This window comes from Macrococcus capreoli, from assembly GCF_025628935.1.
GTDB lineage: Bacteria > Bacillota > Bacilli > Staphylococcales > Staphylococcaceae > Macrococcoides > Macrococcoides capreoli.
The window spans coordinates 1-24,918 of the sequence record NZ_JAOTIS010000021.1; the positions used below are offsets into that span (position 1 = coordinate 1).

A 24,918-nucleotide genomic window follows, 5' to 3' on the forward strand; every position below is an offset into this window, starting at 1 on the left:
TTTTTAATTACTATTATTTCGTACGTAATAAATCTCGAATTTCAGTTAATAATTGAGTATTTGCTTCAACTGTTTCTTCTTTCGGTTGTGCTTTCGTTAATTTGTTGATTACTTTAACAAACATAAAGATTGCAGCTGCAACGATTAAGAAGTCGATGATAGATTGAATGAATACACCGTATTTAATACCTTTGTAAGCCCAAGATGAAGCGAAATCAGTATTTCCAAAAATAAGACCGATAATAGGCATGATAATATCAGCTACTAATGAAGCAACAATTTTACCGAATGCAGCACCAATAACAACAGCAACTGCTAATTCTAAAACATTACCTTTAATAGCAAACTCTTTAAATTCTTTTAATAATGACATGTATAGTCACCTCCTGTAATAATTCCATTTTACACGCTATGAAAAAGAAAAGCAAACTTTTTTTGCATTGCATACAATATTGAAAATAATAATTAAAATAATTTTTTGATTTGAGAGAATTTACTTTTTTTATACATTTTCCCACTAATATTTGAAATAAAGTTTTCGATTTGTTATACTATAGACTGTTTTTATTATCATTTGAAAGGAGTTAAGCAGAATGAAAGAAGGTAAAAAATTAACTTTAGTATTTTATATTGCTCTGGCTTTGGTTAGTATTACTGTCGTTTTAGGCGTTGCAATTCCGAAACAATTCAGTCATGTGGCGGGTTTTATTAATCAATGGATTTCTAATTATTTTGGCTGGTATTATGTGATGATTACGTCTATTTTTGTGTTTACTTGTTTGTTTTTAATTTTAAGCCCAATTGGAAAATTGAAACTAGGTAAACCATCGGATCAACCTGAATTTAATACGATTTCATGGTTTGCAATGTTATTCAGTGCAGGAATGGGTATTGGCCTTGTTTTCTATGGAGCAGCTGAACCGTTAAGTCATTTTATTAATGGACCAGTGCATCAACCAGAGACCGATGAAGCAATGAAGGATGCATTCCGTTATACATTTTTCCATTGGGGATTTCATGCATGGGCAACGTATGGCGTTGTTGCACTTGGTTTAGCATACGCACAATTCAGAAAAGGTGAGGCAGGATTAATTTCTAAAACATTAAGACCGGTGCTAGGCGGTAAAGTAGATGGTTTCATTGGAACGATTATTGATGTACTTGCAGTATTTGCAACAGTAGTTGGTGTTGCAGTTTCTTTAGGGATGGGTGCTCAGCAGATCAATGGTGGTTTACATTATTTATTTAATGTACCAAATACATTTACTGTTAAATTGATTATCGTTGTAATCGTAACGATTTTATTTTTAGCAAGTGCGTGGAGTGGATTGTCGAAAGGTATTCAAATATTAAGTAATGCCAATATTGCAATCGCAACGTTACTGCTGTTTGTAGTGCTTTTTGTTGGTCCAACTATCTTAATATTAAATATGTTTTCGACATCAGTCGGCAATTTATTGCAAAACTTTCTGAGCATGAGCTTTGACGTTGCGCCACTTGATGAACATAAACATCAATGGATGAACAGCTGGACGATTTATTACTGGGGTTGGTGGATGAGCTGGAGTCCGTTTGTTGGTATATTCATCGCTCGTGTATCAAAGGGACGTACGATTCGTGAGTTTTTAATCGGTGTGTTACTCGTACCGACTTTAATCAGTGCATTATGGTTTAGTGTGTTTGGAGTAACAGGTATTGAAGTATTTAAGAAAGTTCCGAAAATTGGAGAAATGGCTGTTGAAACACAGTTATTTGCGATATTTGAACATTTACCGATGGCCTTAGGGCTTTCATTGATAGCATTAGCACTGATCTGTACATTCTTTATTACTTCAGCTGATTCAGCGACTTTTGTACTTGGTATGCAATCAACGAATGGCTCTTTGGAACCAGCAAATTATATTAAAGTGATTTGGGGAGTGGCACAATCGCTTATTGCATTAGTATTAATTTATGCAGGTGGATTGACAGCGTTACAAAGTGCAGCGATTATTGCAGCATTTCCATTTTCGTTCATTTTATTATTAATGCTCATTTCGGTATATAAAGATGGCAATAAAGAGCGTATGCGTCTCGGTTTAACATTAAAACCAGACAAAAAATTTAGAACGAAATCAATTGAACAACGTCATGATGCACATCATGATTAATACTACGAAGAGGCTGGGAGAGTAGTGTTCTGGCACAAGCAACAACCGAACAAAACGCGTAAATCGTTCTTTGATTTATCGATTTTGTTCGGTTGTTGTCGTAGTGGCAACTACTATTCCGCCGTTTAGAATAAGTATCTTTATTAAAAAACTAAATTATAAACTTTCGATTATGTATAAGTAAAACTTATCGAAGGGTATAGTTTATTTGGAATGTGATAATACTTACTTCTTATTAACTTTTGTATTAAAATAAATATGTAAAGGCTTTAATAAATTCAAGGGGGAACGAGCATGCATTCAAATTTACAACAAGCATCAAAACAATCATTTGAATTAAACGGTAAGACGTATACATTTTATAGCTTAAAATCTTTAGAATCATTAGGTTTAGGTGAAATTAATAACTTACCGTATTCAATTCGTGTATTACTTGAATCAGTATTACGTCAATTTGATGGGCGCGTAATTAATGAAGAACACATTAAACATTTAGTAAAATGGGGCAAACAAAACGATCCGAATGCAGAGGTACCATTTAAACCGTCACGCGTTATTTTACAGGACTTTACGGGTGTACCTGCAGTCGTAGATCTAGCATCGTTACGTAAAGCGATGGATGACGTTGGAGGAGACGTAACAAAAATCAATCCTGAAGTACCAGTTGATTTAGTTATCGACCACTCAGTACAAGTTGATATGTACGGTAATGAAGCAGCATTAAATCGCAATATGGAATTAGAATTTGCACGTAATAAAGAACGTTATCAATTCTTAAACTGGGCAACGAAAGCATTTGATAATTATCGTGCTGTACCACCTGCAACAGGTATCGTTCACCAGGTAAACTTAGAGTATTTAGCAAACGTTGTTCATATTCGAGATATTGATGGAGAACAAGTTGCATTCCCGGATACATTAGTAGGCACGGATTCACATACTACAATGATTAATGGTATCGGTGTACTCGGATGGGGTGTTGGTGGTATCGAAGCGGAGGCTGGTATGCTTGGTCAACCTTCATACTTCCCGGTACCAGAAGTGATTGGTGTAAAATTAACTGGAGAATTACCAGAAGGCGCAACTGCAACGGACCTAGCTTTACGTGTAACACAGGAATTACGTAAAAAAGGTGTTGTAGGTAAATTTGTTGAATTCTTCGGCCCAGGCGTTGTGAACTTACCACTTGCTGACCGTGCAACAATTGCTAACATGGCACCAGAATATGGTGCGACTTGTGGTTTCTTCCCAGTGGACGAAGAAGCGTTGAATTACATGCGTTTAACAGGTCGTGATGAAGAACATATTGCAGTAGTAAAAGAATATTTAGTGAAAAACGACATGTTCTTTACTACAGATAAGCAAGAACCAACGTATACAGATCAAGTAGATTTAGATTTATCAACGATTGAAGCATCACTTTCAGGACCGAAACGTCCTCAAGACTTAATTAAACTTAGCGATATGAAAGATGAATTCGTGAAATCTGTCACTGCAAAAGCAGGAAACCAAGGTCACGGTTTAAATAAAGTTGAATTTAATAAGCGTGCTAAAGTTGAATTTAAAGATGGTAAAGCTGTTGAAATGAAGACGGGTGACATTGCGATTGCTGCGATTACTTCATGTACGAATACATCTAACCCATATGTAATGTTAGGCGCTGGTTTAGTCGCTAAGAAAGCAGTAGAGAAAGGTTTAGTTGTACCAGCTTTTGTTAAGACATCACTTGCACCAGGTTCTAAAGTTGTTACAGGCTACTTAGAAGCATCTGGTTTACAACAATATTTAGATCAATTAGGATTCAATACAGTAGGTTACGGTTGTACAACATGTATCGGTAATTCAGGTCCATTATTACCTGAAATTGAAGAGGCGATTTCTAAAGAAGATTTATTAGTTACTTCAGTATTATCAGGTAACCGTAACTTTGAAGGACGTATTCACCCATTAGTGAAAGCGAACTACTTAGCATCGCCTCAATTAGTAGTTGCTTATGCGTTAGCGGGAACAGTGGATATCGACCTACAAAACGATCCGATCGGTCGTTCTCAAGACGGTACAGATGTATACTTAAAAGATATCTGGCCGACAATTGATGAAGTTAAAGAAGCGGTACACAGTGTGGTAACACCAGAATTATTCCGTAAAGAATATGAGTCAGTATTTGAATCAAATCCATTATGGAACCAAATTGAATCAACAGATCAACCGTTATATGACTTTGATCCAAATTCAACTTACATTCAAAACCCAACATTCTTCCAAGGTTTATCAAAAGAACCAGGAAGCATTGCACCTCTTAAAGATTTAGCGGTAATGGGTAAATTCGGTGACTCAGTGACTACAGACCACATTTCACCAGCAGGTGCAATCGGTAAAGATACGCCAGCAGGTCAATACTTACGTGAAAATGGCGTAGAAATTCGTGACTTTAACTCATACGGTTCACGACGTGGTAACCATGAAGTCATGATGCGTGGTACATTCGCAAATATCCGTATTAAGAACCAAATCGCACCAGGAACTGAAGGTGGGTTTACGACTTACTGGCCAACTGGAGAAGTTATGCCAATCTTTGATGCGTGTATGAAATATCAAGCTGATGGTAAAGGATTAGTAGTATTAGCTGGCAATGATTACGGTATGGGATCAAGTCGTGACTGGGCTGCGAAAGGAACGAATCTTTTAGGCGTTAAAACAGTTATCGCACAAAGTTATGAGCGTATTCACCGTTCTAACCTTGTGATGATGGGTGTATTACCATTACAATTCTTAAAAGGTGATTCAGCCGATAAATTAGGATTAGATGGTTCTGAAACATTCTCAGTTGATATTAATGAAGGTATTAAACCACGTGATGAAGTAAAAGTTACTGCAGTGAAAACAGACGGTACAGTGATGGAGTTCAATGCGTTAGCACGTTTTGACTCAGAAGTAGAATTAGATTACTACCGTCACGGTGGTATTTTACAAATGGTATTAAGAGATAAATTAACACAGTAGAGATTGTTTTCAATGCGCTTAGTCGCATAAAAACTTTGAAAACCCATCGAAATCAAAGAATGATTTCTGATGGGTTTTCTCTAGTTTTTATATGACTGCATTGGAGATGCCGTTTATTCTATTTTTATTTTTTTAGTACCAAGTACTAATATTTTGGTACAATAGTGTTATCATTAATAAGAAGGTGACGAATTTGTATTATACAGAAAAAGAAATTGAAGTACGTTATGCAGAAACAGATAAAATGGATGTTGTTTATCATGCGAATTATTTAATCTGGTTCGAAGTAGGTCGTACTGATTTTATTGAAAAAGCAGGTTTTCGATATGCGGATATGGAACAAGATGATATTATTTCCCCTGTATTAGATGTCCAGGTGAAATATAAACGTTCAATCACTTATCCTGAGAAAGTTACAATAAAAACATGGATACATTCCTATTCTAAGCTTAAAACGATATATGCTTATGAAGTCATTAAAGAAAATGGCGAAATAGCTGCAACAGGTCAAACAACGCATGTTGTGCTGAAAAAAGGGAGTGATAAACCCATTCGACTTGATCGATATTACCCAGAGTGGCATAAAAAATATTCGGAACTTGTTGCGATTGGAAAAGAATAATAGTAAAGGCAGATCAATAACAATTTGATCTGCCTTTATTTTTAGTTGTAGTTTATTGCTTCTTAAAATTTATTTTTGACTCTGTGCCATTTAAAATACGCTCAATATTTGATTTATGCCTAATGATGATAACGACCATAATTAAAAATGAAATACCCATTAAGATTGTATCATCGAAAAATAATGAACCGATAAAATTTGCAATACTCGTCAGCATACTTGTTAACGAAACCATTCTCGTACTAAATAAAAGCGTAAAGAAAATGACAGCAATGATTAAGAAAAGAATCGGATTCGTGCCGAGAATAACACCAGCACTCGTTGCAACAGCTTTTCCACCTTTAAACTTTAAATAGATAGGATAGACATGACCAATAACTGCAGCTAGCCCAATTAATATTGGATGCACGTGTGCGTGGAAAAATAACGGAAATAGTGCTGGGATGGTTCCTTTCAGCACATCGAAAATTGTGACGAAAATCCCTGCATTTTTCCCTAAAATTCTAAATGTATTTGTAGCACCTAGGTTGCCGCTACCATGCTGCCTGATATCTATATCATAAAATATTTTACCAATGATTAATCCTGTCGGGATACTTCCAATTAAGTATGCTGCAATTAACATCATCGCGATGTTCATAAAATCTCTCCTTATATCAGTAGGTACTAATAGTTATTCTTAAAATTATACTTTTATTATAGCGTATTCAGCGAAAATAGAAAATAATTATTAAATTATAAAATTTTAAACGACATGAATATTGAGTGTGAAAGCACATACCGTTTTTGATGTGTTTATGATAAAGTTAAATAGAACACACATCATTAAATACTATAAAAATATTATGTAAACTTTTTGAGATGTATACATAATTACTTGCAAATTATAAAGGATTAGATAAAATAGTGAATGTGTATAAAATTAACGAACGTATGTTTGTAGGGGGTTACGAATTGCCGAATAATCAATACAACGATGAATCAATACAAGTATTAGAAGGATTGGAAGCCGTAAGAAAGCGACCGGGTATGTATATTGGTTCTACGGATACAAGAGGTCTTCATCACCTTGTTTATGAAATACTAGATAATTCAATTGACGAGGCGTTAAATGGCCATGGTAATACAATAGAAGTCATCTTAAATGAAGATGATTCTGTTACAGTCAACGATAATGGTCGTGGGATGCCAACAGGATTACATAAAACAGGAAAGCCGACACCTGAAGTCATTTTTACAGTGCTGCACGCAGGCGGAAAATTTGGTCAAGGCGGGTATAAAACAACTGGCGGTCTACACGGTGTAGGGGCATCAGTTGTAAATGCACTGAGTGAATGGTTAGTAGTTACGATTCATAATAATGGGAAGATATTTAAACAGCGCTTTGAAAACGGTGGCGTTCCGGTTACGACTTTAGAAGAAATTGGTACATCCAAAAAAACAGGAACAAGTGTGACGTTTAAGCCTGATCCAACGATATTTAAACAAACAACGAAATACAACTATGATACGCTAAGTGAGCGACTTCGTGAATCTGCATTCTTATTGAAGGATTTACATATATCCATAACAGATAATCGTGTAATACCAGAACGTCATGATGATTTTTATTTTGAAGATGGTCTAAGTGATTTCGTGAAATTTGTCAATGAAGGTAAAGAAACGCTTCATGACGTTGCCCATTTTAGTGGAATATCGAATGAAATTGAAGTTGAAGTTGGCTTCCAATATAATGATCAGTATTCAGAAACGATACTTTCATTCGTCAATAATGTACGTACGAAAGATGGTGGTACACACGAAGTTGGAATGAAAACGGCGATGACGCGTGTGTTTAATGAATATGCACGTAAAATTGGTGAATTAAAGCAAAAAGATAAAAATTTAGACGGTAGTGATATTCGTGAAGGAATGACCGCAATCATTTCAGTGAAAATTCCCGAACATTTACTGCAATTTGAAGGACAAACGAAATCTAAACTTGGAACAAGTGAAGCGAGAAGTGCAGTTGATTCGATGCTAGCAGAGCAATTACCATTTTATTTTGAAGAGAATGGTAAGCTCAGCCAGGTGTTAGTAAAGAAAGCGGTTAAAGCTGCACAAGCAAGAGATGCGGCACGAAAAGCGCGTGAAGAGGCACGAAACGGGAAGAAAAATAAACGTAAAGAAACGTTACTTTCTGGTAAATTAACGCCTGCACAAAGTAAAAATACAGAGAAAAATGAATTGTATTTAGTCGAAGGGGACTCTGCCGGTGGTTCTGCTAAACTTGGACGAGATCGCAAATTCCAGGCGATTCTGCCACTGCGCGGGAAAGTTATTAATACAGAAAAAGCGAAATTGGAAGATATATTAAAGAACGAAGAAATTAGTACGATCATCCATACGATAGGTGCAGGCGTTGGAAATGACTTTAATGTTGAAGATAGTAACTACAATAAAGTGATTATTATGACCGATGCAGATACGGATGGCGCACATATTCAAGTATTACTTTTAACCTTCTTCTTTAAATATATGCGTCCATTAATTGAAGCAGGCAAAGTGTATATTGCTTTACCGCCATTATATAAAGTATCGAAAGGCAAAGGTAAAAACGAAGTTATTGAATATGCCTGGACCGACGATGAATTGAAAGATGTTCAAAAGAAAGTTGGTAAAGGCTTTATATTACAGCGTTATAAAGGTTTAGGTGAAATGAACGCAGATCAACTTTGGGATACGACAATGAATCCTGAAACGCGTACATTAATTCGTGTAGAAATTGATGATGAATTACGCAGTGCGAAACGTGTTTCTACATTAATGGGAGATAAAGTTGAACCACGACGTGACTGGATCGAACAAAATGTTGAATTTGGTATGCAGGAAGATGCGAGTATATTAGAAAATGATGAAATGTTATTACTTGATGAAACAGAAGATATCCAGTTAATTCAAGATGTCGATTTATCTAAAGGAGGTAGAATGTAATGCAGGAAAATATTCAAAGCTTACCTTTAGAGGATGTAATTGGTGACCGCTTTGGTCGTTATAGTAAATATATTATTCAGGATCGTGCAATACCCGACGTACGTGATGGATTAAAACCGGTTCAACGAAGAATATTATATGCTATGCATGCAGAAGGAAACACATTCGAGAAGAACTTTAGAAAAAGTGCGAAAACAGTCGGGAATGTTATCGGTAATTATCATCCACATGGAGATACTTCTGTTTATGACGCTATGGTGCGTATGAGTCAGGATTGGAAATTACGTCATGTACTCGTTGAAATGCATGGTAACAATGGTAGTATCGATAACGATCCACCTGCAGCAATGCGTTATACAGAAGCGAAACTGTCAAAATTAGCGAGTGTATTACTGCGTAATATTAATCAGGATACAGTTGATTGGGTACAAAACTTTGATGATACAGCAATGGAACCGATGGTATTACCAGCAAACTATCCGAATTTATTAGTCAATGGTTCTACAGGTATTTCAGCCGGTTATGCGACCGATATTCCACCACATAACTTACAGGAAGTTATTGATGCGACATTGATGATTATTGATAACCCTGATGTCACAACTGATGAAATAATGTCAGTGATGCCAGGTCCGGATTTCCCTACTGGTGGCATAATTCAAGGGCGCGATGGCATTAAACAAGCTTATGAAAAAGGTAAAGGAAAAGCGATTGTACGTGGTAAAGTGAATGTTGAGAAACTACGCGGTGGTCGTGAAGAAATCATTATTACTGAAATTCCGTTTGAAGTGAATAAAAGTAGTTTAGTGAAACGCATCGACGAATTACGTGCAGATAAAAAGATTGACGGCATATTAGAAGTGCGTGACGAAACAGATCGTAATGGTTTACGGATTGCTGTCGAACTGAAAAAAGATGCAAATGCAGAAGGCATCCTTAATTATCTTTATAAAAATACCGACTTACAAATTGCATATAACTTTAATATGGTTGCCATTAGTGATAGACGACCTAAATTATTAGGCGTAAAAGCAATGCTACAAAGTTATATTAAACATCAGCAGGAAGTCATATTACGCCGCAGTCAATTTGAATTAGATCAGGCAAAAAAACGTATGCATATCGTGGAAGGTTTAATTAAAGCACTGTCTATTTTAGATGAAGTCATTGAAACGATTCGTCAATCTAAAAACAAAAGCGATGCGAAAGAAAACTTAAAATCAAAATATGACTTTACAGAAGCACAAGCTGAAGCGATTGTTATGTTACAGCTTTATCGTTTAACTAATACTGATATCATACAGTTACAAAATGAACATGATGATTTAAAAGCAACGTTAGAAAAGTTAGAAAAAATCATCAATGATCAAAAGCATTTAATGAGCGTCATTAAACGCGAATTAAAGGCTGTACAAAAAGAATTCAGTGAACCAAGATTAAGCGTAATTGAAGACGAAATTCAAGAGATTAAAATTTCAAAAGAAATTCTTGTGCCGAGTGAAGAAACAATTATTTCTTTAACAAAAGACGGCTATATTAAACGCACGTCTCCAAGAAGTTTTGGTGCAAGTGGTTTATATGAAATTGCAACAAAAGATGGTGACCAGTTACTTGAACATTATGAAAGTAATTTACAAGATACAGTTTTAGTATTTACAAACTTAGGTCATTATATTTATATACCAGTACATCAGTTGCCTGATGTACGTTGGAAAGACCTTGGAACTCATATTTCGCAAATTGTACCTTTAAGTCAGAACGAATACGTCATTGCAATGATTAATGTAAAAGATTTCAGTCATCCTCAAAGTATCATGCTTGCAACGAAACAGGGCATGATTAAAAAGACGCTACTCGCTGACTTTAATGTTACACGCTATTCGAAACCGATTGTTTGTATGAAACTTAAAGATAATGATGAAGTGGTTACTGTAAAACAAATTACTGGTGAAGAGCATATCATCGTCGTTACGCGTAAAGGTTTAACTTTACATTATGCATTATCTGAAGTAAATAATATAGGTATTAAAGCTGCTGGTGTAAAATCGATTAATTTAAAAGACGACGATTATGTCGTTGCAACTGAATTAATGTATGAAAATAGTCATTTAATTATTGCAACCCATAGAGGAGCAATGAAAAAGATGAAAGTAGCTTTATTCGAGGAAAGTAAACGCGCAAATCGAGGATTAATAATATTGAAAGAATTAAAGTCAAATCCACACGAAATTGTTAATGCTTATATTATTACAGAAAACATGCCATTTGAAATTGTATCCGAAAACGAAACATATCAGGGTAATACGCAAGATATTAGAGTTGCAGATCGCTATACAAACGGTAGTTTTATCGTTGATGATAAAGAATTTGGTAAGGTCGAACATTTCTCATTATTTAATAACATCGACTAGATATATACTATATATGTTAAATTATATAAATAAATTTCAAAACCTCCATTCACTATGATAAAATATAATTCGTATTATTTTATTTATTATGTGAATATGGGGGTTTTATTTTGTTTTCAAATGTAAATTTTGATGCGATTATACCAGATTGGTTTAAATCGATTGTATCAACAGGGAATGATTTGATATGGACAGAATTTTTAATAGGATTACTGCTATTAGCTGGATTCTTCTTTAGTTTAAGTTCGAGATTTGTGCAATTTAGATGGTTACCTGAAATGTTTAGAGTGATTGGCGAGAAACCTGAAACATTAGAAGATGGAAAGAAAGGCATTTCATCATTCCAAGCATTTGCAATTAGTGCAGCGAGTCGTGTCGGAACAGGTAACATTGCAGGAGTTGCTACAGCAATTGTTTTAGGTGGACCTGGTGCAGTATTCTGGATGTGGGTCATTGCATTCTTTGGTGCAGCAAGTGCTTTTTTTGAAGCAACTTTAGCACAAGTGTATAAAGTAAAAGACGATAAAGGTGGATTCCGTGGAGGCCCGGCGTATTATATGGAGCTAGGGCTAGGGCAAAAGTGGCTCGGCACAACGTTTGCAATTTTAATTACAATAACGTTTGCATTTGTATTTAACACAGTACAATCAAATACTATTGCTGCAAGTTTTAAAGAACAATATAAAATTGATCCAGTCTGGACGGGTGTATTTTTAGCGATAATTACTGCGCTTGTTATATTTGGTGGCGTACGCTGGATTGCCAATGTATCAACAGCAATCGTACCTGTAATGGCAATTTTATATATTGGCATCGTGTTATTTGTACTTTTAACACATATTGGTGATGTCATTCCGATGCTTATGCAAATCATTAAAGGAGCATTCGGTTTAGAACCTGCATTTGGAGGAGCACTAGGATTTACAATTATGCAAGGGATTAAACGCGGATTATTCTCAAATGAAGCAGGTATGGGATCTGCACCAAATGCAGCAGCCACTGCTGCAGTGAGTCATCCAGTGAAACAAGGACTAATTCAATCTTTAGGTGTATTTTTCGATACGATGTTAGTGTGTACAGCAACAGCAATTATGATCTTATTATATGGTGGATTAGAATACGGTGAAAAGGCACCGCAAGGGATTCAAGTCACGCAAGCTGCTTTAAACAGTCATATAGGTTCATTTGGTGGCGTATTCTTAACTTTAGCAGTCTTTTTGTTTGCTTATTCTTCAGTAATTGGGAATTATTATTATGGTCAGTCGAATGTTGAATATTTGACAAAGAATAAAATCGTCATGTTTGTATTTAGATTATGTGTTGTATTGATGGTCTTCTTCGGAGCAGTTATAAAAGTTGAAACGGTTTGGTCAACGGCTGATTTATTCATGGGATTAATGGCTATTCTGAACATCACTGCGATTATCGGTTTAGCACATGTTGTATTCGAAGTGGCAAATGATTACGGAGAACAACGTAAGAAAGGCTTAAATCCTGTGTTCAAAACGAAGCACGTAAAAGCTGATCTGTCATCGGTAGAGACGTGGGGAGATAATCCTTATCAATTTAATGACAAAGAGCAGAATTAAAAAAATCGCGTAGATAAATAATTGTCTACGCGATTTGATTTTTCTTATTTAAATAACCCCATGATAGCATCTATGATTGATTGAATAAAATTCATAAATTTTTCCCAAACGCCTTCTTTTTCTAATGAGTCTTTAATATTTTTCCCCATATCTTTTGCTTTATCTGCTGCTTGTTTAAAGCCATCAGAATTTTTAATTTCATTGACATAGTCTTTTGCGCTATTGATAAATTTATCTTTGTTCTCTCCACTAAATACACCAGAATTTTGTGCATTTGTGATAAAGTTAACGATGATATTGATTTGATTATCATTGATGACATTTGTTAAACCGTTATTTTCTATTTTTTGCACTACAATATTTTTAATTTCAGTTGTATTGAGGTTAGCACCTTGTTTTGCAATTTCTGCTTTCGCTTCTGCGATGGCTTTATTCAATTGTTCTTGAGAATAACCATTTTTTCCGGCATTTTCAGCATTGATATTTGAAATTGAATTAAGTTCGTTTTGTGCCGCTTGAGTTTGCGTAGGGTTAATTGTTTCGCCTTGCGCTTCAAATGCTTTATATACACCCGCTAAAGCACTTTCACCTGTTACGTCTTCTGCAGCTGCAATGGTAACTTCTGCATCTGTAACACCGGCTGTTAATAATGCATTTTTGTATGTGTCTTCTGTTATTTTAGTGATTTTACCTGCAGATTGGTTTATATTTAAAGTAAGGCCATCTCCAGCTGCTAACTTTTTAATGCGAATACTTGACTTCAATACACTATCATTTGATTGTAAGTTCAAGTACTTTGTTAAGTCATTTGCATGAACATATGCAATTTTATCACTATCGTCTGTATTTAATAGTGATTTCGTTTTCTCTTGTAAACTATTATTTTGCTCTAATGCTGCTCCATAAACTGTTACGGCTTCTGACCATGCTTCCTGAGTCACAGCATGTGCTTTGATTGTTGGTGCAATCATGAAGATAAACATAGTAGTAATTAGTAATAATTTATTCAATATTTTCATATAGTTCCCTCCAGTAGTGGATTGATATTAGCTTGTTAAGCTATTAATATTTTACCACGCAATTTATAATTAAACATAGGTCTTTGGAATGAGGTAAATCAAATGGAAAGATATAAAGTAGATAAAGTACTGAATAATAATGTTTTAATCGTCTTAAAAGATGACCAGGAACTTGTCTTTATCGGTAAAGGAATTGGTTTTGGTAAAAAACCGGGTCAATTAATCGTGGATGATGAAATAGAACGCATCGAAAAGATGTTTCAATTAACAACTGAACAGGAACAAACACGATATAAAAATTTAATGAAAATTACTGATGACCATGTTATTGCGTCTGTCATTGAAGTTGTAGAGTTTATTGATAAAAGAACAGATGGAAAAATCGACGATAAAATTATATTGTCTTTAACAGATCATATTATTTTCGCTTTAAAACGATATAATGATGGTATTTTTGTTGCAAATCCATTTTTAAAAGAAACAGAGGCATTGTATCAGAAAGAATTCTTAATCGCTGAGCAAGTAGTGCAAATGTTAAACGAAAAGTTACAAGTGAATTTCCCTCGTACGGAAGTTGGTTTTATTGCATTGCATATTCATTCATCCGTGAATAATCACTCGCTTAGAGATATGAATGTGATGGCCGAAGTGATTACTAAAGCCATTCATTTAATTGAACAAGATTTGAAAGTACAAATTGATAAAGATTCTATTACGTATTCAAGGTTTGTAAGGCATATCAGTTTCGCTGTACAAAGGGTGATGGCAGATGATAGAATGCCAGAACAAAAAAATTTACAAAACCTATTGAAAGTTCAATATCCGCTATGTTACAATACAGCTGTAAAGATTGTAAAGATGATGCAAACGCATTTAAACAAGCCAGTTTATGAATCTGAGCTTGTGTATCTTACAATGCATATTCAAGCTTTTAATACTAAAGTCGATAACGTGTAACTGATAATGCAGGCATGAGTTATGACTGGTACTTTGGGACCAGTATATACTCATGCCTTTTTTGTGGGATATTATCGACATGAATATGTTGTGTAAGTGTGTATTTATTTTTATTTTATTGTTTTACAATCTAATACAAAAAAATCATTTTAGGAGGAACTGTATTATGTTCAAGACATTATTCGGTCAATTACAACGTATCGGTAAAGCTTTAATGTTGCCGGTAGCATTATTACCAGCAGCAGGGATTTTACTTGCATTTGGTAACGCAATGCACAATGATCAACTCGTGCAATTTGCACCTTGGTTAAAAGCAGACTTTTTCGTAATGTTATCAGGTATTATGGAAAGTGCAGGTCAAGTTATCTTTGATAATTTACCTTTATTATTCGCAATTGGTACTGCACTTGGTCTAGCTGGTGGGGACGGTGTTGCCGGACTTGCAGCATTAGTTGGTTACTTAATCATGAATGCTACGATTGGTAAATTCATGGGCATCACAATCGACAATATTTATTCTTATGCTGAAGGTGCTAAAACTTTAGGACAAACTGCTAAAGAACCAGCACATGCTTTAATCTTAGGTATACCAACACTTCAAACTGGGGTATTTGGTGGTATCATCATGGGGGCAGTTGCTGCTTGGTGTTACAATAAGTTCTTTAACATTAATATGCCAGCATTCTTAGGATTCTTTGCAGGTAAACGTTTCGTTCCAATCATTACTTCAGTTATGGCAATTTTAGTCGGAGCAGCACTTGCAATTATTTGGCCTCCAATTCAAGGTGGATTAAACGGTTTATCAGAATTCTTATTGAATAAAAACTTAGTGTTAACAACATTTATTTTTGGTATTATTGAACGTTCATTAATTCCGTTTGGTTTACATCATATATTCTATGCGCCATTCTGGTTCGAATTTGGTAATTATACAAATGCTGCGGGTAACTTAGTTCGTGGTGACCAAAGTATTTGGATGGCTCAGATGAAAGATGGCGTACCATTTACAGCTGGTATGTTCACAACAGGTAAATATCCATTCATGATGTTCGGTTTACCGGCAGCAGCGTTTGCAATTTACCGTCAAGCACGTCCAGAACGTAAAAAAGTTGTTGGTGGTTTAATGCTTTCAGCAGCCTTAACGTCATTCTTAACAGGTATTACTGAACCATTAGAATTCTCATTTTTATTTGTAGCACCAATTCTTTATGGAATTCACGTGTTATTAGCAGGTACATCTTTCTTAGTTATGCATTTATTACACGTTAAAATCGGTATGACATTCTCAGGTGGTTTCATCGATTATACTTTATTCGGTTTATTAAACTGGGATCGTACAAACGCTTTACTAGTTATTCCTGTTGGTTTAGTGTATGCGGTAGTGTATTACTTCTTATTCACATTTGCAATTAAGAAATTTAACTTAAAAACACCTGGTCGTGAAGATGAAGAAGCACAAACGACGACTTCTACAGCAGGTGAATTACCATTCAATGTATTAGATGCAATGGGTGGGAAAGAAAATATCAAACATTTAGATGCTTGTATTACACGTTTACGTGTAGAAGTTAAAGATAAATCTAAAGTAGATGTTCCTGAATTAAAAGCTTTAGGTGCTGCAGGTGTACTTGAAGTTGGGAACAACATGCAAGCAATCTTTGGTCCAAAATCAGATCAAATTAAGCATGAAATGGCACGTATTATGTCAGGAGAAGTAACACGTCCAGATCAAGTTCATATTGAAGAAGAAGGCACAGTGAAAGCGGTAGAAACTGTTGAAGCTAAAGCTGTATCAAGTAATAACGAAACAACTACAATTTATGCACCAATTACTGGGGAGGTTGTTGAATTATCAACTGTGCCTGACCAAGTATTCAGTCAAAAAATGATGGGTGACGGTATTGCAATTAAACCAGAAGTAGGAGAAGTTGTAGCACCATTTGATGGCGAAGTTAAAATGGATTTCCCAACTAAACACGCGATTGGTTTAGAAAGCAATGATGGCGTTGAAGTATTGATTCACTTCGGTTTAGAAACTGTTGGATTAAAAGGTCAAGGCTTTGAAATGATGGTGAAACCTGGTGACCTTGTTACTAAAGGTCAAACATTATTAAAAGTTGATTTAGATTATATTAGAGCGAATGCAGATAGTGATATTACGCCAGTAATCTTTACAAATTTAGGCGATAAAACAATGCACAATATAAATTACGGAAAAGTAATTGCAGGTGACAAAGTTTTAGATATTCAATAATTGTATATCTTTTAAATAAGGGCTAGCGCTGCTAGTCCTTATTTGCATTTTTAGGATGATTATGGTTAAATTTGATAGTAAATTCAACTATTTAGAATACTATAATCACGTTATGTAAACTTTAAGATTGTAGTAATACAAATTAAATCCATTTAAGGAGGGAAAACAATGATGGAAAACAGATTTATGCGGTTTTTAGGTGGGAAAAATTTAATTTTTACACTTTGTATTTTAATATTATTAGGAATACTTATCTTTATTTTAGAAAAAATCTCATTTATTTTTGAACCATTTATCATAATTTTTAATACGATTATCGGGCCTGTTATATTAGCTTTTGTATTATATTATTTACTTAATCCAATTGTTGATTTTTTAGAACGTAATCGCGTGAAACGATTGTACGGTATTATATTATTATTTCTACTGATAATCAGTGCGTTTACAGTGCTTATTACAGTACTTGTACCATTAATTGAGCAGCAAATCGTAAGTTTCGCTTCTAACTTCCCGGATTATATGAAGCACTTATTATCGAAGTTTAATGATTTGTCATCTAATTCTCGAATATCCCCATATATGCACGATTTACAAAAGTGGGTGAACACAAATTTAAGTGATTTACCGAATAAAGTCGGTGATTATTTAGGTAACTTTACGACACGACTAAAATCTATAATTGACACAATTGCAAGTGTGGCTGTCATCATTATGACTTTTCCGTTCGTATTGTTCTTCTTATTAAAAGATGGTAAACATTTTAAACAGTATTTTATTCGTTTATTTCCACCGCGTTATCGTAGTAGTTTAAAAGAAATTATTGAGAAAATGAATGTCCAAGTCGGTTCTTATATTCAGGGGCAGATGATTGTTGCTTCTTGTATCGGCGTGCTTTTATTTATCGGTTATAACATTATCGGTTTAGAATATGCTTTAGTACTTGCTTGTACCGCTGCTGTTACGAGTGTCGTACCATACTTAGGGCCAATGATTGCGATAAGTCCTGCAATTATTATTGCACTCGTTGATTCGCCAATTATGTTATTAAAATTAGCTGTTGTTTGGATGGCAGTTCAATTTTTAGAAGGACATTTTATTTCTCCTAATATAATGGGAAAAACAATGCAAATTCATCCACTAACTATTATTTTCGTATTGTTGAGTGCTGGTAATATGTTAGGGATTGTAGGTGTTATTTTAGGAATACCGATGTATGCGATTTTAAAAGTCATTGTACAATTCTTATATACTAAATTTAAAATTCGATATAATTTGTATTTTCAGGATCAGCATGGTCCATATGAAGTAGAGAAGCAGTAGCTCTTCATATAAGGTAGAAGAGGTGAGAACTTTTATTCTGCCTCTTCTTTTTGCATATTAAGATTTAAGATGTACAATAGAGTTAATGTTTTACATTTTATTTATAGAATACATACAAATAAAAGAAAGAGAGGTATTTCATGAAAGACTTTCTAAAATTACACCAGAATAAAATTAAAATTGGTTTTATTAGTGTGTTGTTTATTTTTATTTGCTACAAGTTATTGAATGAACTATCGTCTATTGATTACAAAGCTACAATTAAGGCGTTTAAAGCAATGAATACATTTGAATTAGGTGGATTAATGATTTCGGGGCTATTAGCCGTGATGTTACTTTCACTTTATGATGTTGTACTCGCACGCAATTTGAAGTTACAAGTACCTACCAAAAAATTATTTAATACGAGTTTCATTGCTAATGCACTAAATGCGGTCATTGGCTTTGGTGGTATTATTGGTGCAGGTTTACGCCTCCTTGTTTATCGTAATTATACTGAAGATGAAAAACCTTTAATTAAAGTCATCTCTTTAATGCTCATTTCAATGGTTTCTGGGATGAGTGTCCTCAGTTTAGGTATTGTATTTAAACTTTTTGAAGACACACATGCGTTTGATCATTTTTATTGGTATCATATTGCACTTTATATCACGGCATTATTTTTACCTGTTTTCTTAATTTATAGTTATTTGAAACCCATCAATGAAGATCGCTGGTTAGGGTTAAAGTTTACGCTAGTTTCAGCTTTAGAATGGATTGCAGCAAGCACAGTACTTTATTTTATTTTTAAAGTCATTCATTCGCCAGTGCCACTTTCAATTGTCATTGGTATCTTTGTTGTCGCAGCACTTGCCGGTTTATTATCGTTCGTTCCTGGTGGTTTTGGTGCATTTGATTTAATGATCATTTTTGGATTTAAAGCAGTGGGTATTGTAGATGAAAAAGTGTTACTTGCATTATTAATTTACCGTGTTGTCTATTACTTCGTGCCATTTTTAGTCGCACTTGTATTATCAACATTTGAATTTAGAGGTGTAGCAAGAAAACAATTCGAAGATCGATTTGAGGATCATAAATATGTCGGCCCTGCAATTGAAACGAGCAATTTATTTTTAAGTATTTTACGTGATTTCATCGTGAAATTACCTGCCATTGCATTAGGTGTTATTACATTCATAACGGGATTTATGCTGTTAATGAGTAATGGTATGGTCATAATAGAAGCAATCTATGATGTTAAGCATAATACGTATTTATTCTTAGCTGCCTTATATACTGTTTCATCACTTATTCTGATGATCAATGCAAAAGGTATCATGCATGATACAAGACGTGCGCATATTATGAGCATTTTTGCAGTATGTACGTTATTACTCATTTTATTTTTAACGTATGGTAATTTTATATTATATTTATGGCTTGTCATTGTACTAATTTTATTATTTATCGGCAATCGCAATGTAAAAGCATTACGTCGCCCAATAACATTATTGCGTGCAGGAAGTACAATCATTATTGCAATTGTGATCTTATGTGTTAATGGCTGGCTATTAAGTCTACAGCTTGAAGGGTTAGTACAATCTGAAAGCGTTGATTTTGATAGTAATTTATTAAAGTATTACTTTATTCTGCTTATTCTATTATTTGCATCGATTACTTGGCTATTATCATTTTTATTTAATAAACAATTTAAATCTAAAATTGATATGCCATTATCAAGTGAAGAAATTGAAACGATTATTACAACGTATGGCGGTAATTTCGTGAGTCACCTGGCTCATACCGGTGACAAGTTGTTTTTTACAAATGAAGCCCGTGATGCATTTGTTATGTTCCAGTTTAAAAATGACAGCATTATTGTGTTAGGCGATCCTATCGGTAATGAAGATTCATTTAAATGTTTACTCACTCAATTTTATGACAAGACAGAATTTTACGGTTATGATGTTGCATTTTATCAAGTACAACCGAAATTGTTACCGATGTATCATGATTTCGGAAACATCTTCTTTAAACTTGGTGAAGAAGCAGTGATACCACTTGAAGATTTCACAATCAGCGGTAAGAAAAAACGTGCATTTCGTGCAACAGTGAATAAATTTGAAACAGAAGGTTACCGATTTGAAATACTTGAACCACCATTTGATGGTGCAATTATTACACAATTACGTGAAATTTCAAATGAATGGTTAGACGGTCGAAAAGAAATGAATTTCTCAGTTGGGCAGTTTAATGAGGCGTATTTAAATAAAGCGCCGATTGGTGTCATTCGAAATGATGAAGAGATTATAGGATTTGTTTCGTTTATGCCGACACATTTCGAACAATCGATTTCAGTCGACATGATACGATGGAAAGAGAATGGATTACAAATGATGGATGGCCTCTATTTAAATACGATGTTAATGATGAAAGAGCAGGGGTATCAATATTTCAATATGGGCATGGCGCCATTATCAAATGTTGGTAGCCATAAACATGCATTCTATAGGGAAAGATTTGCCGGAAAAATATTTGATTCCATTTCAAGACTCTATAGCTTCAAAGGCTTAAGACGTTATAAGGAAAAATTCAATCCAGACTGGCAATCACGTTATTTAGTTTATCGTAAGGATAGCTCTTTAATCACACAGATGATCCGTATCAATGCGATCATCAATCGCACAAAAAACACTGAATATTAGTTCAGTGTTTTTTGTGCGTTTTTATATAATTTTCGCGATCTAATTGCTCTTGTTGATAACGTTCAGGTTGTTTCTTATAGAAATCCTGATGTTCTTCTTCTGCTAAATAAAATATTTCAGCTGGTCTCAACGCAGTAACGATAGGTTGGTTAAACTGTGATTGTATTTGTTCAATGTAGCGTTTAGTTTGACGAAGTTGTGCTTCGTCTGTATAAAAGACTGCTGTCGTATATTGTGAACCTCTATCCATATACTGACCTTCAGCATCGGTCGGGTCAATTTGACTAAAGAATATTTCAAGCAACTTATCAAATGGAAATTGTGATTCATTATATACGATTTCTACGACTTCAAGATGACCTGTTGTGCCTGTTTTTACTTGAGCATATGTTGGATGCTTCAACGTACCACCCATATAACCACTTTTTACACTTTCAATGCCTTCATACGTATCAAACGGCTTAACCATGCACCAGAAACATCCACCTGCAAAATAAACTGTTTTCATTTCAATCTACCTCCTTGTTATTATATTACGATAATGTTGTATATTTACAACATGAATTTACTTGCATTTTAATTTGATTTTTAATAAGTTTAATATATTGGTGAAATAAGAAAGTAGGTTTTATAAATGAGTGAAATAACACCACCTTTAATGCGCAATAAAAAGCACCGTATTCGTAAACTTCCCTTTATTATATTATTCATCATTGTACTACTATTGAGCTGTTTTATCTATATTAAATCGAGTTATGATAGTGGACTAAAACTTGCACAACGTCACACGAAACAACAAAAGCAATATGAATTTAATGGCGTTAATAATAAAGATGGTAAATTAAACGTATTAATATTAGGGCAAGATAGAAATGTAGATGGTTCTTCAAGAACAGATTCTATTATGATTGCACAATATAACTATTTAACTAAAAAAATGAAAATCGTCTCTGTAATGCGCGATATTTATGCTGAAATTCCGGGTTATCGCAATTATAAGATTAATACCGCATATACTCTAGGTGGACCTGAATTACTTCGAAAAACGATTAAGAAAAATTTAGATTTAGACATCGATCATTATGCGATTATTGATTTTAAAGGATTTTCAGCAATGGTCGATGAAATATCACCTGCCGGCGTACCGATTAATGTTGAAAAAGATATGTCGGCACGTATCGGCGTATCTTTAAAGAAAGGCTGGCATAATCTTAACGGTAAAGAATTGTTAGGTTATGCACGTTTTAGACATGATGAAGAAGCAGACTTTGGTCGTGTAAGAAGGCAACAACAAGTTATAAAAGCATTGAAAAAAGAAATGATTAGTTTATCAGTATTGATGAAAACACCGAAATTAGCTGGGATTGCACGTGGTTATGTCAATACAGATATGACGAACAATGAAATATTCAGAACGGGCACGTCTTTTGTTATAAGAGGGAATAAAGATCCTGATACGTTGACTGTACCTGTTAAAAATAGTTATACGCAAGCAAGTTATCCTGAAGCAGGGGCAGTACTTGAAATTGATAAAGAACAAAATAAACAAGCCATCAAAAAGTTTTTAGAAGAATAGACAGACAGTCAACCATGTTATAATAAAGTAATTTAATACTTAAAGGAGTTATTATGATGAACGAATTAAAAACGATGTATCAATACGCAGTGAACGTCACTGAAAGCTTACAGTCATCTGAAATTTATGATGAACATAGTGATGCTGATGATCAGGCAATGGTGGCTTATACATTTGGTGTATTAAATGGTTATGCTCAAAAGCATCATCTTGGAGCTGAAGAAATACATGCAGTTATGGTAAGGTTAATTTCAGAGCATATTGGATATCCTGTCGATTATTCAGAGTCTTTAATACAATTTATGATTAGTTGTACGAATAAAGAAGTAAATGAATCTATTTATATTATTATTCATAAAGGTCTGGATCAATATTTAGAAGAAGGAACTACTGTAGATTTTCAAAATGAATATACAATGATTTTAAATGATATTAAAGCGGTGATTGAACCTGAACAAGCGCCTAAACGCATTAATATGGCGGCGCGTATCAATCCTAATAAATAATTAAAAAATACTTGTCCAAATACATTTTGGACAAGCATTTTTATTATTGTTCTGACTTTAGTTTACCAGCTACTGCATAACGATCTTTCTTTAATTCTTTAATGAATACATGGATGTTTTCTTTTGGTGCGTTAGCATTCTTAGAAACAACTTCTGTTACGTCTTCAACGATTTTCTTTAATTGCTCTTCTGAACGACCTTCTAATAATTCTACTGTAATAAATGGCATATTGACCTCTCCTTATTCATATACTTTATTAATTGAAGAACCATTACCGCTTACCCAGTCGTCATTACCGTCATCTTCCATAATTTCGATATTAACATCTGTCACGTGTGGTTCTTGTAATAAACGTGTGACTAAATCTTTCTTGATAATAGATAACTCTCGTAACGTTAAATCATGATCTAACGTTTCTACAAGTGCTTCGATATGTTTATCTTCTCCTTCTTTCATCACGACTAAACGTTTGATGTCAGAAATTTCTTCGTGCTCTAAAATGATCTTTGAAGCATGCACTTCCATATCTTCATCAGCACGACCGATAGCACCTGCAGCATTCTCCATAAATACTTTGAATACAACGTAGAACATTGCTAAACCGATGATAACAGAAACAATACCTTCAATCATTGTGAATCCAGTAAATCTTGAAATAACGATTGCGATTAAGGCAATTAATCCGCCACCTGTTGCTACAGTGTCCTCCATAAATACTAATTTTGTCGCAGGTTTCGCTTTACCTAAGTTTGCATAACTCGTTGTAAATGGATGTATACCTGTCGTCGGTTTATGTACTTCTTCAAGCACTTCTTTACCCGCTTTGTATAATACCGAACCTTCTAGTAAGACACCAATTAATAAGACGCCAACGTTTATCATAAAGTGTGTTGGGTTATGATCACCAGCAGCAGCAGGGTGCTGAATATGATGAATTCCTTCTAGAATCGTTTCATAAGCAAGTATAGCAACAATTAAGACTGCAAATAAACAAACGATGTTGACTAATCGACCGTAACCAAACGGGAATTTTTCGTTTGGTGCTTTCTTTGATACAGCTGAACCGACCCATACGAATAACTGGTTGGCAGCATCACCGAATGAGTGCATCATTTCAGCGAACATTGCAACGTTGCCAGTAAAGATGTAAGCGGCGAGTTTTAATGACCCGAGTACAAAGTTAACGATAGCTGCCATTAAAGATGAGGCACTACCTTTTTTGAGCAAATTAATTAATGCTGACATAAAAGACTCCTTTATTTTGTTATTATTATTTTATTATAACCGAAAATGCTTAAAATAACTTATTATTCTCTTGAATTATTGTTACCAACTTCGAATTATTTTAAACAAACGTTTCAATATGATAGGATACAATTAATTGTATCGTTTGAGAACAAGTGATAAAGGAGTGACAACATGTTTAAATCATTAATGACTTCGATTGGGATTGGCGATGCAAAAGTTGATACGTTATTGCAACGGAAAACTTTTCATCCACAGGACCAAATAGCGGGTATTGTAACACTTGAGAATATAGAAGAAAACGGGATAGAGCGAATTGAACTGACATTAATTGAACGTAAAGAAAATACAGATGAAACGAGTGATTTTCATACGATTGATAAGCCAGTATCTAAAGTCATATTACAATATGATGGGACGAATGAAATACCATTTATTTTTGATGCGAATGATAAGATTGAAGATTATCAGCATGAATTTTTTATTATGACACATGTTTTCGTTGATTATGCGGTAGATTATTATGATGAAGATCAAATATATTTTGAAAGTGAAGCAACGCTTTAAAAATGATAGAAAACAGACAGGACATCCTGTCTGTTTTCCAT

19 protein-coding genes are annotated in these 24,918 nt (G+C 34.4%); 13 read left to right on the plus strand and 6 right to left on the minus strand.

Annotation, left to right across the window (positions count from 1 at the left end; translation table 11 throughout):
• Positions 1 to 13: 13 nt before the first annotated feature.
• Positions 14 to 373, minus strand: coding sequence for a large conductance mechanosensitive channel protein MscL (gene mscL / locus OCL94_RS12230; protein WP_262997204.1), 360 nt, complete (start codon positions 371 to 373; stop codon positions 14 to 16).
• A 220-nt stretch (positions 374 to 593) separates the two neighbouring features.
• Here mscL and OCL94_RS12235 point away from each other — a divergent pair, with 220 nt between their 5' ends.
• The 3 genes from OCL94_RS12235 to OCL94_RS12245 all read left to right on the plus strand — a co-directional run bounded on the left by OCL94_RS12235 (position 594) and on the right by OCL94_RS12245 (position 5,775).
• A complete protein-coding gene (locus OCL94_RS12235) occupies positions 594 to 2,150 on the plus strand; it encodes a glycine betaine uptake BCCT transporter (RefSeq protein ID WP_262997205.1) in 1,557 nt (518 codons plus the stop codon).
• A 294-nt stretch (positions 2,151 to 2,444) separates the two neighbouring features.
• Complete coding sequence (acnA, locus tag OCL94_RS12240; protein WP_262997206.1) at positions 2,445 to 5,153, plus strand: aconitate hydratase AcnA; 2,709 nt, start codon at positions 2,445 to 2,447, stop codon at positions 5,151 to 5,153.
• A 193-nt stretch (positions 5,154 to 5,346) separates the two neighbouring features.
• A complete protein-coding gene (locus OCL94_RS12245) occupies positions 5,347 to 5,775 on the plus strand; it encodes an acyl-CoA thioesterase (protein ID WP_262997207.1) in 429 nt (142 codons plus the stop codon).
• 52 nt (positions 5,776 to 5,827) lie between these two features.
• Here OCL94_RS12245 and plsY read toward each other — a convergent pair whose 3' ends face one another.
• Complete coding sequence (gene plsY / locus OCL94_RS12250) at positions 5,828 to 6,415, minus strand: glycerol-3-phosphate 1-O-acyltransferase PlsY (RefSeq protein ID WP_262997208.1); 588 nt, start codon at positions 6,413 to 6,415, stop codon at positions 5,828 to 5,830.
• A gap of 314 nt (positions 6,416 to 6,729) precedes the next feature.
• Here plsY and parE point away from each other — a divergent pair, with 314 nt between their 5' ends.
• The 3 genes from parE (at position 6,730) to OCL94_RS12265 (ending at position 12,748) form a co-directional block, all read left to right on the plus strand.
• Positions 6,730 to 8,748 (plus strand): DNA topoisomerase IV subunit B, encoded by a 2,019-nt coding sequence (gene parE, locus OCL94_RS12255; RefSeq protein ID WP_262997209.1) that lies wholly within the window; start codon positions 6,730 to 6,732, stop codon positions 8,746 to 8,748.
• Positions 8,748 to 11,159, plus strand: coding sequence for a DNA topoisomerase IV subunit A (parC, locus tag OCL94_RS12260; protein ID WP_262997210.1), 2,412 nt, complete (start codon positions 8,748 to 8,750; stop codon positions 11,157 to 11,159). Before parE ends, parC begins: the two co-directional genes overlap by 1 nt.
• A gap of 107 nt (positions 11,160 to 11,266) precedes the next feature.
• A complete protein-coding gene (locus OCL94_RS12265; RefSeq protein WP_262997233.1) occupies positions 11,267 to 12,748 on the plus strand; it encodes a glutamine transporter AlsT in 1,482 nt (493 codons plus the stop codon).
• A 44-nt stretch (positions 12,749 to 12,792) separates the two neighbouring features.
• Here OCL94_RS12265 and OCL94_RS12270 read toward each other — a convergent pair whose 3' ends face one another.
• Positions 12,793 to 13,767, minus strand: coding sequence for a DUF1002 domain-containing protein (locus OCL94_RS12270; protein ID WP_262997211.1), 975 nt, complete (start codon positions 13,765 to 13,767; stop codon positions 12,793 to 12,795).
• A gap of 102 nt (positions 13,768 to 13,869) precedes the next feature.
• Here OCL94_RS12270 and glcT point away from each other — a divergent pair, with 102 nt between their 5' ends.
• The 4 genes from glcT to mprF all read left to right on the plus strand — a co-directional run bounded on the left by glcT (position 13,870) and on the right by mprF (position 20,982).
• The gene (glcT, locus tag OCL94_RS12275; RefSeq protein ID WP_262997212.1) at positions 13,870 to 14,724 is read left to right on the plus strand and encodes a glucose PTS transporter transcription antiterminator GlcT; all 855 of its coding nucleotides are present in this window, start codon (positions 13,870 to 13,872) and stop codon (positions 14,722 to 14,724) included.
• Between the two features lie 166 nt (positions 14,725 to 14,890).
• Complete coding sequence (gene ptsG, locus OCL94_RS12280; RefSeq protein ID WP_262997213.1) at positions 14,891 to 16,978, plus strand: glucose-specific PTS transporter subunit IIBC; 2,088 nt, start codon at positions 14,891 to 14,893, stop codon at positions 16,976 to 16,978.
• A gap of 168 nt (positions 16,979 to 17,146) precedes the next feature.
• A complete protein-coding gene (locus OCL94_RS12285; protein WP_262997214.1) occupies positions 17,147 to 18,298 on the plus strand; it encodes an AI-2E family transporter in 1,152 nt (383 codons plus the stop codon).
• 140 nt (positions 18,299 to 18,438) lie between these two features.
• On the plus strand, positions 18,439 to 20,982 hold the full coding sequence (mprF, locus tag OCL94_RS12290) for a bifunctional lysylphosphatidylglycerol flippase/synthetase MprF (protein WP_262997215.1): 2,544 nt from the start codon (positions 18,439 to 18,441) through the stop codon (positions 20,980 to 20,982).
• A 1-nt stretch (position 20,983) separates the two neighbouring features.
• Here the strand turns inward: mprF and msrA are convergent, their stop codons facing one another.
• On the minus strand, positions 20,984 to 21,496 hold the full coding sequence (gene msrA, locus OCL94_RS12295; protein WP_262997234.1) for a peptide-methionine (S)-S-oxide reductase MsrA: 513 nt from the start codon (positions 21,494 to 21,496) through the stop codon (positions 20,984 to 20,986).
• 120 nt (positions 21,497 to 21,616) lie between these two features.
• Between msrA and OCL94_RS12300 the strand changes: the two genes are divergently transcribed.
• On the plus strand, positions 21,617 to 22,558 hold the full coding sequence (locus OCL94_RS12300; RefSeq protein ID WP_262997216.1) for an LCP family protein: 942 nt from the start codon (positions 21,617 to 21,619) through the stop codon (positions 22,556 to 22,558).
• Positions 22,559 to 22,614: 56 nt separating this feature from the next.
• Positions 22,615 to 23,064: an Imm48 family immunity protein gene (gene imm48, locus OCL94_RS12305; protein ID WP_262997217.1), complete on the plus strand. Its 450-nt coding sequence runs from the start codon at positions 22,615 to 22,617 to the stop codon at positions 23,062 to 23,064.
• A gap of 43 nt (positions 23,065 to 23,107) precedes the next feature.
• Here imm48 and OCL94_RS12310 read toward each other — a convergent pair whose 3' ends face one another.
• Together OCL94_RS12310 and OCL94_RS12315 are read right to left on the minus strand one after the other, a co-directional pair.
• A complete protein-coding gene (locus OCL94_RS12310; RefSeq protein ID WP_262997218.1) occupies positions 23,108 to 23,293 on the minus strand; it encodes a 2-hydroxymuconate tautomerase in 186 nt (61 codons plus the stop codon).
• A gap of 12 nt (positions 23,294 to 23,305) precedes the next feature.
• Entirely contained in the window at positions 23,306 to 24,310 is a 1,005-nt protein-coding gene (locus OCL94_RS12315) for a cation diffusion facilitator family transporter (protein ID WP_262997219.1), read from the minus strand.
• Between the two features lie 174 nt (positions 24,311 to 24,484).
• On the opposite strand from OCL94_RS12315, the gene OCL94_RS12320 reads away from it, so the two are divergent.
• Positions 24,485 to 24,877: a sporulation protein gene (locus OCL94_RS12320; RefSeq protein WP_262997220.1), complete on the plus strand. Its 393-nt coding sequence runs from the start codon at positions 24,485 to 24,487 to the stop codon at positions 24,875 to 24,877.
• Positions 24,878 to 24,918: the final 41 nt, after the last annotated feature.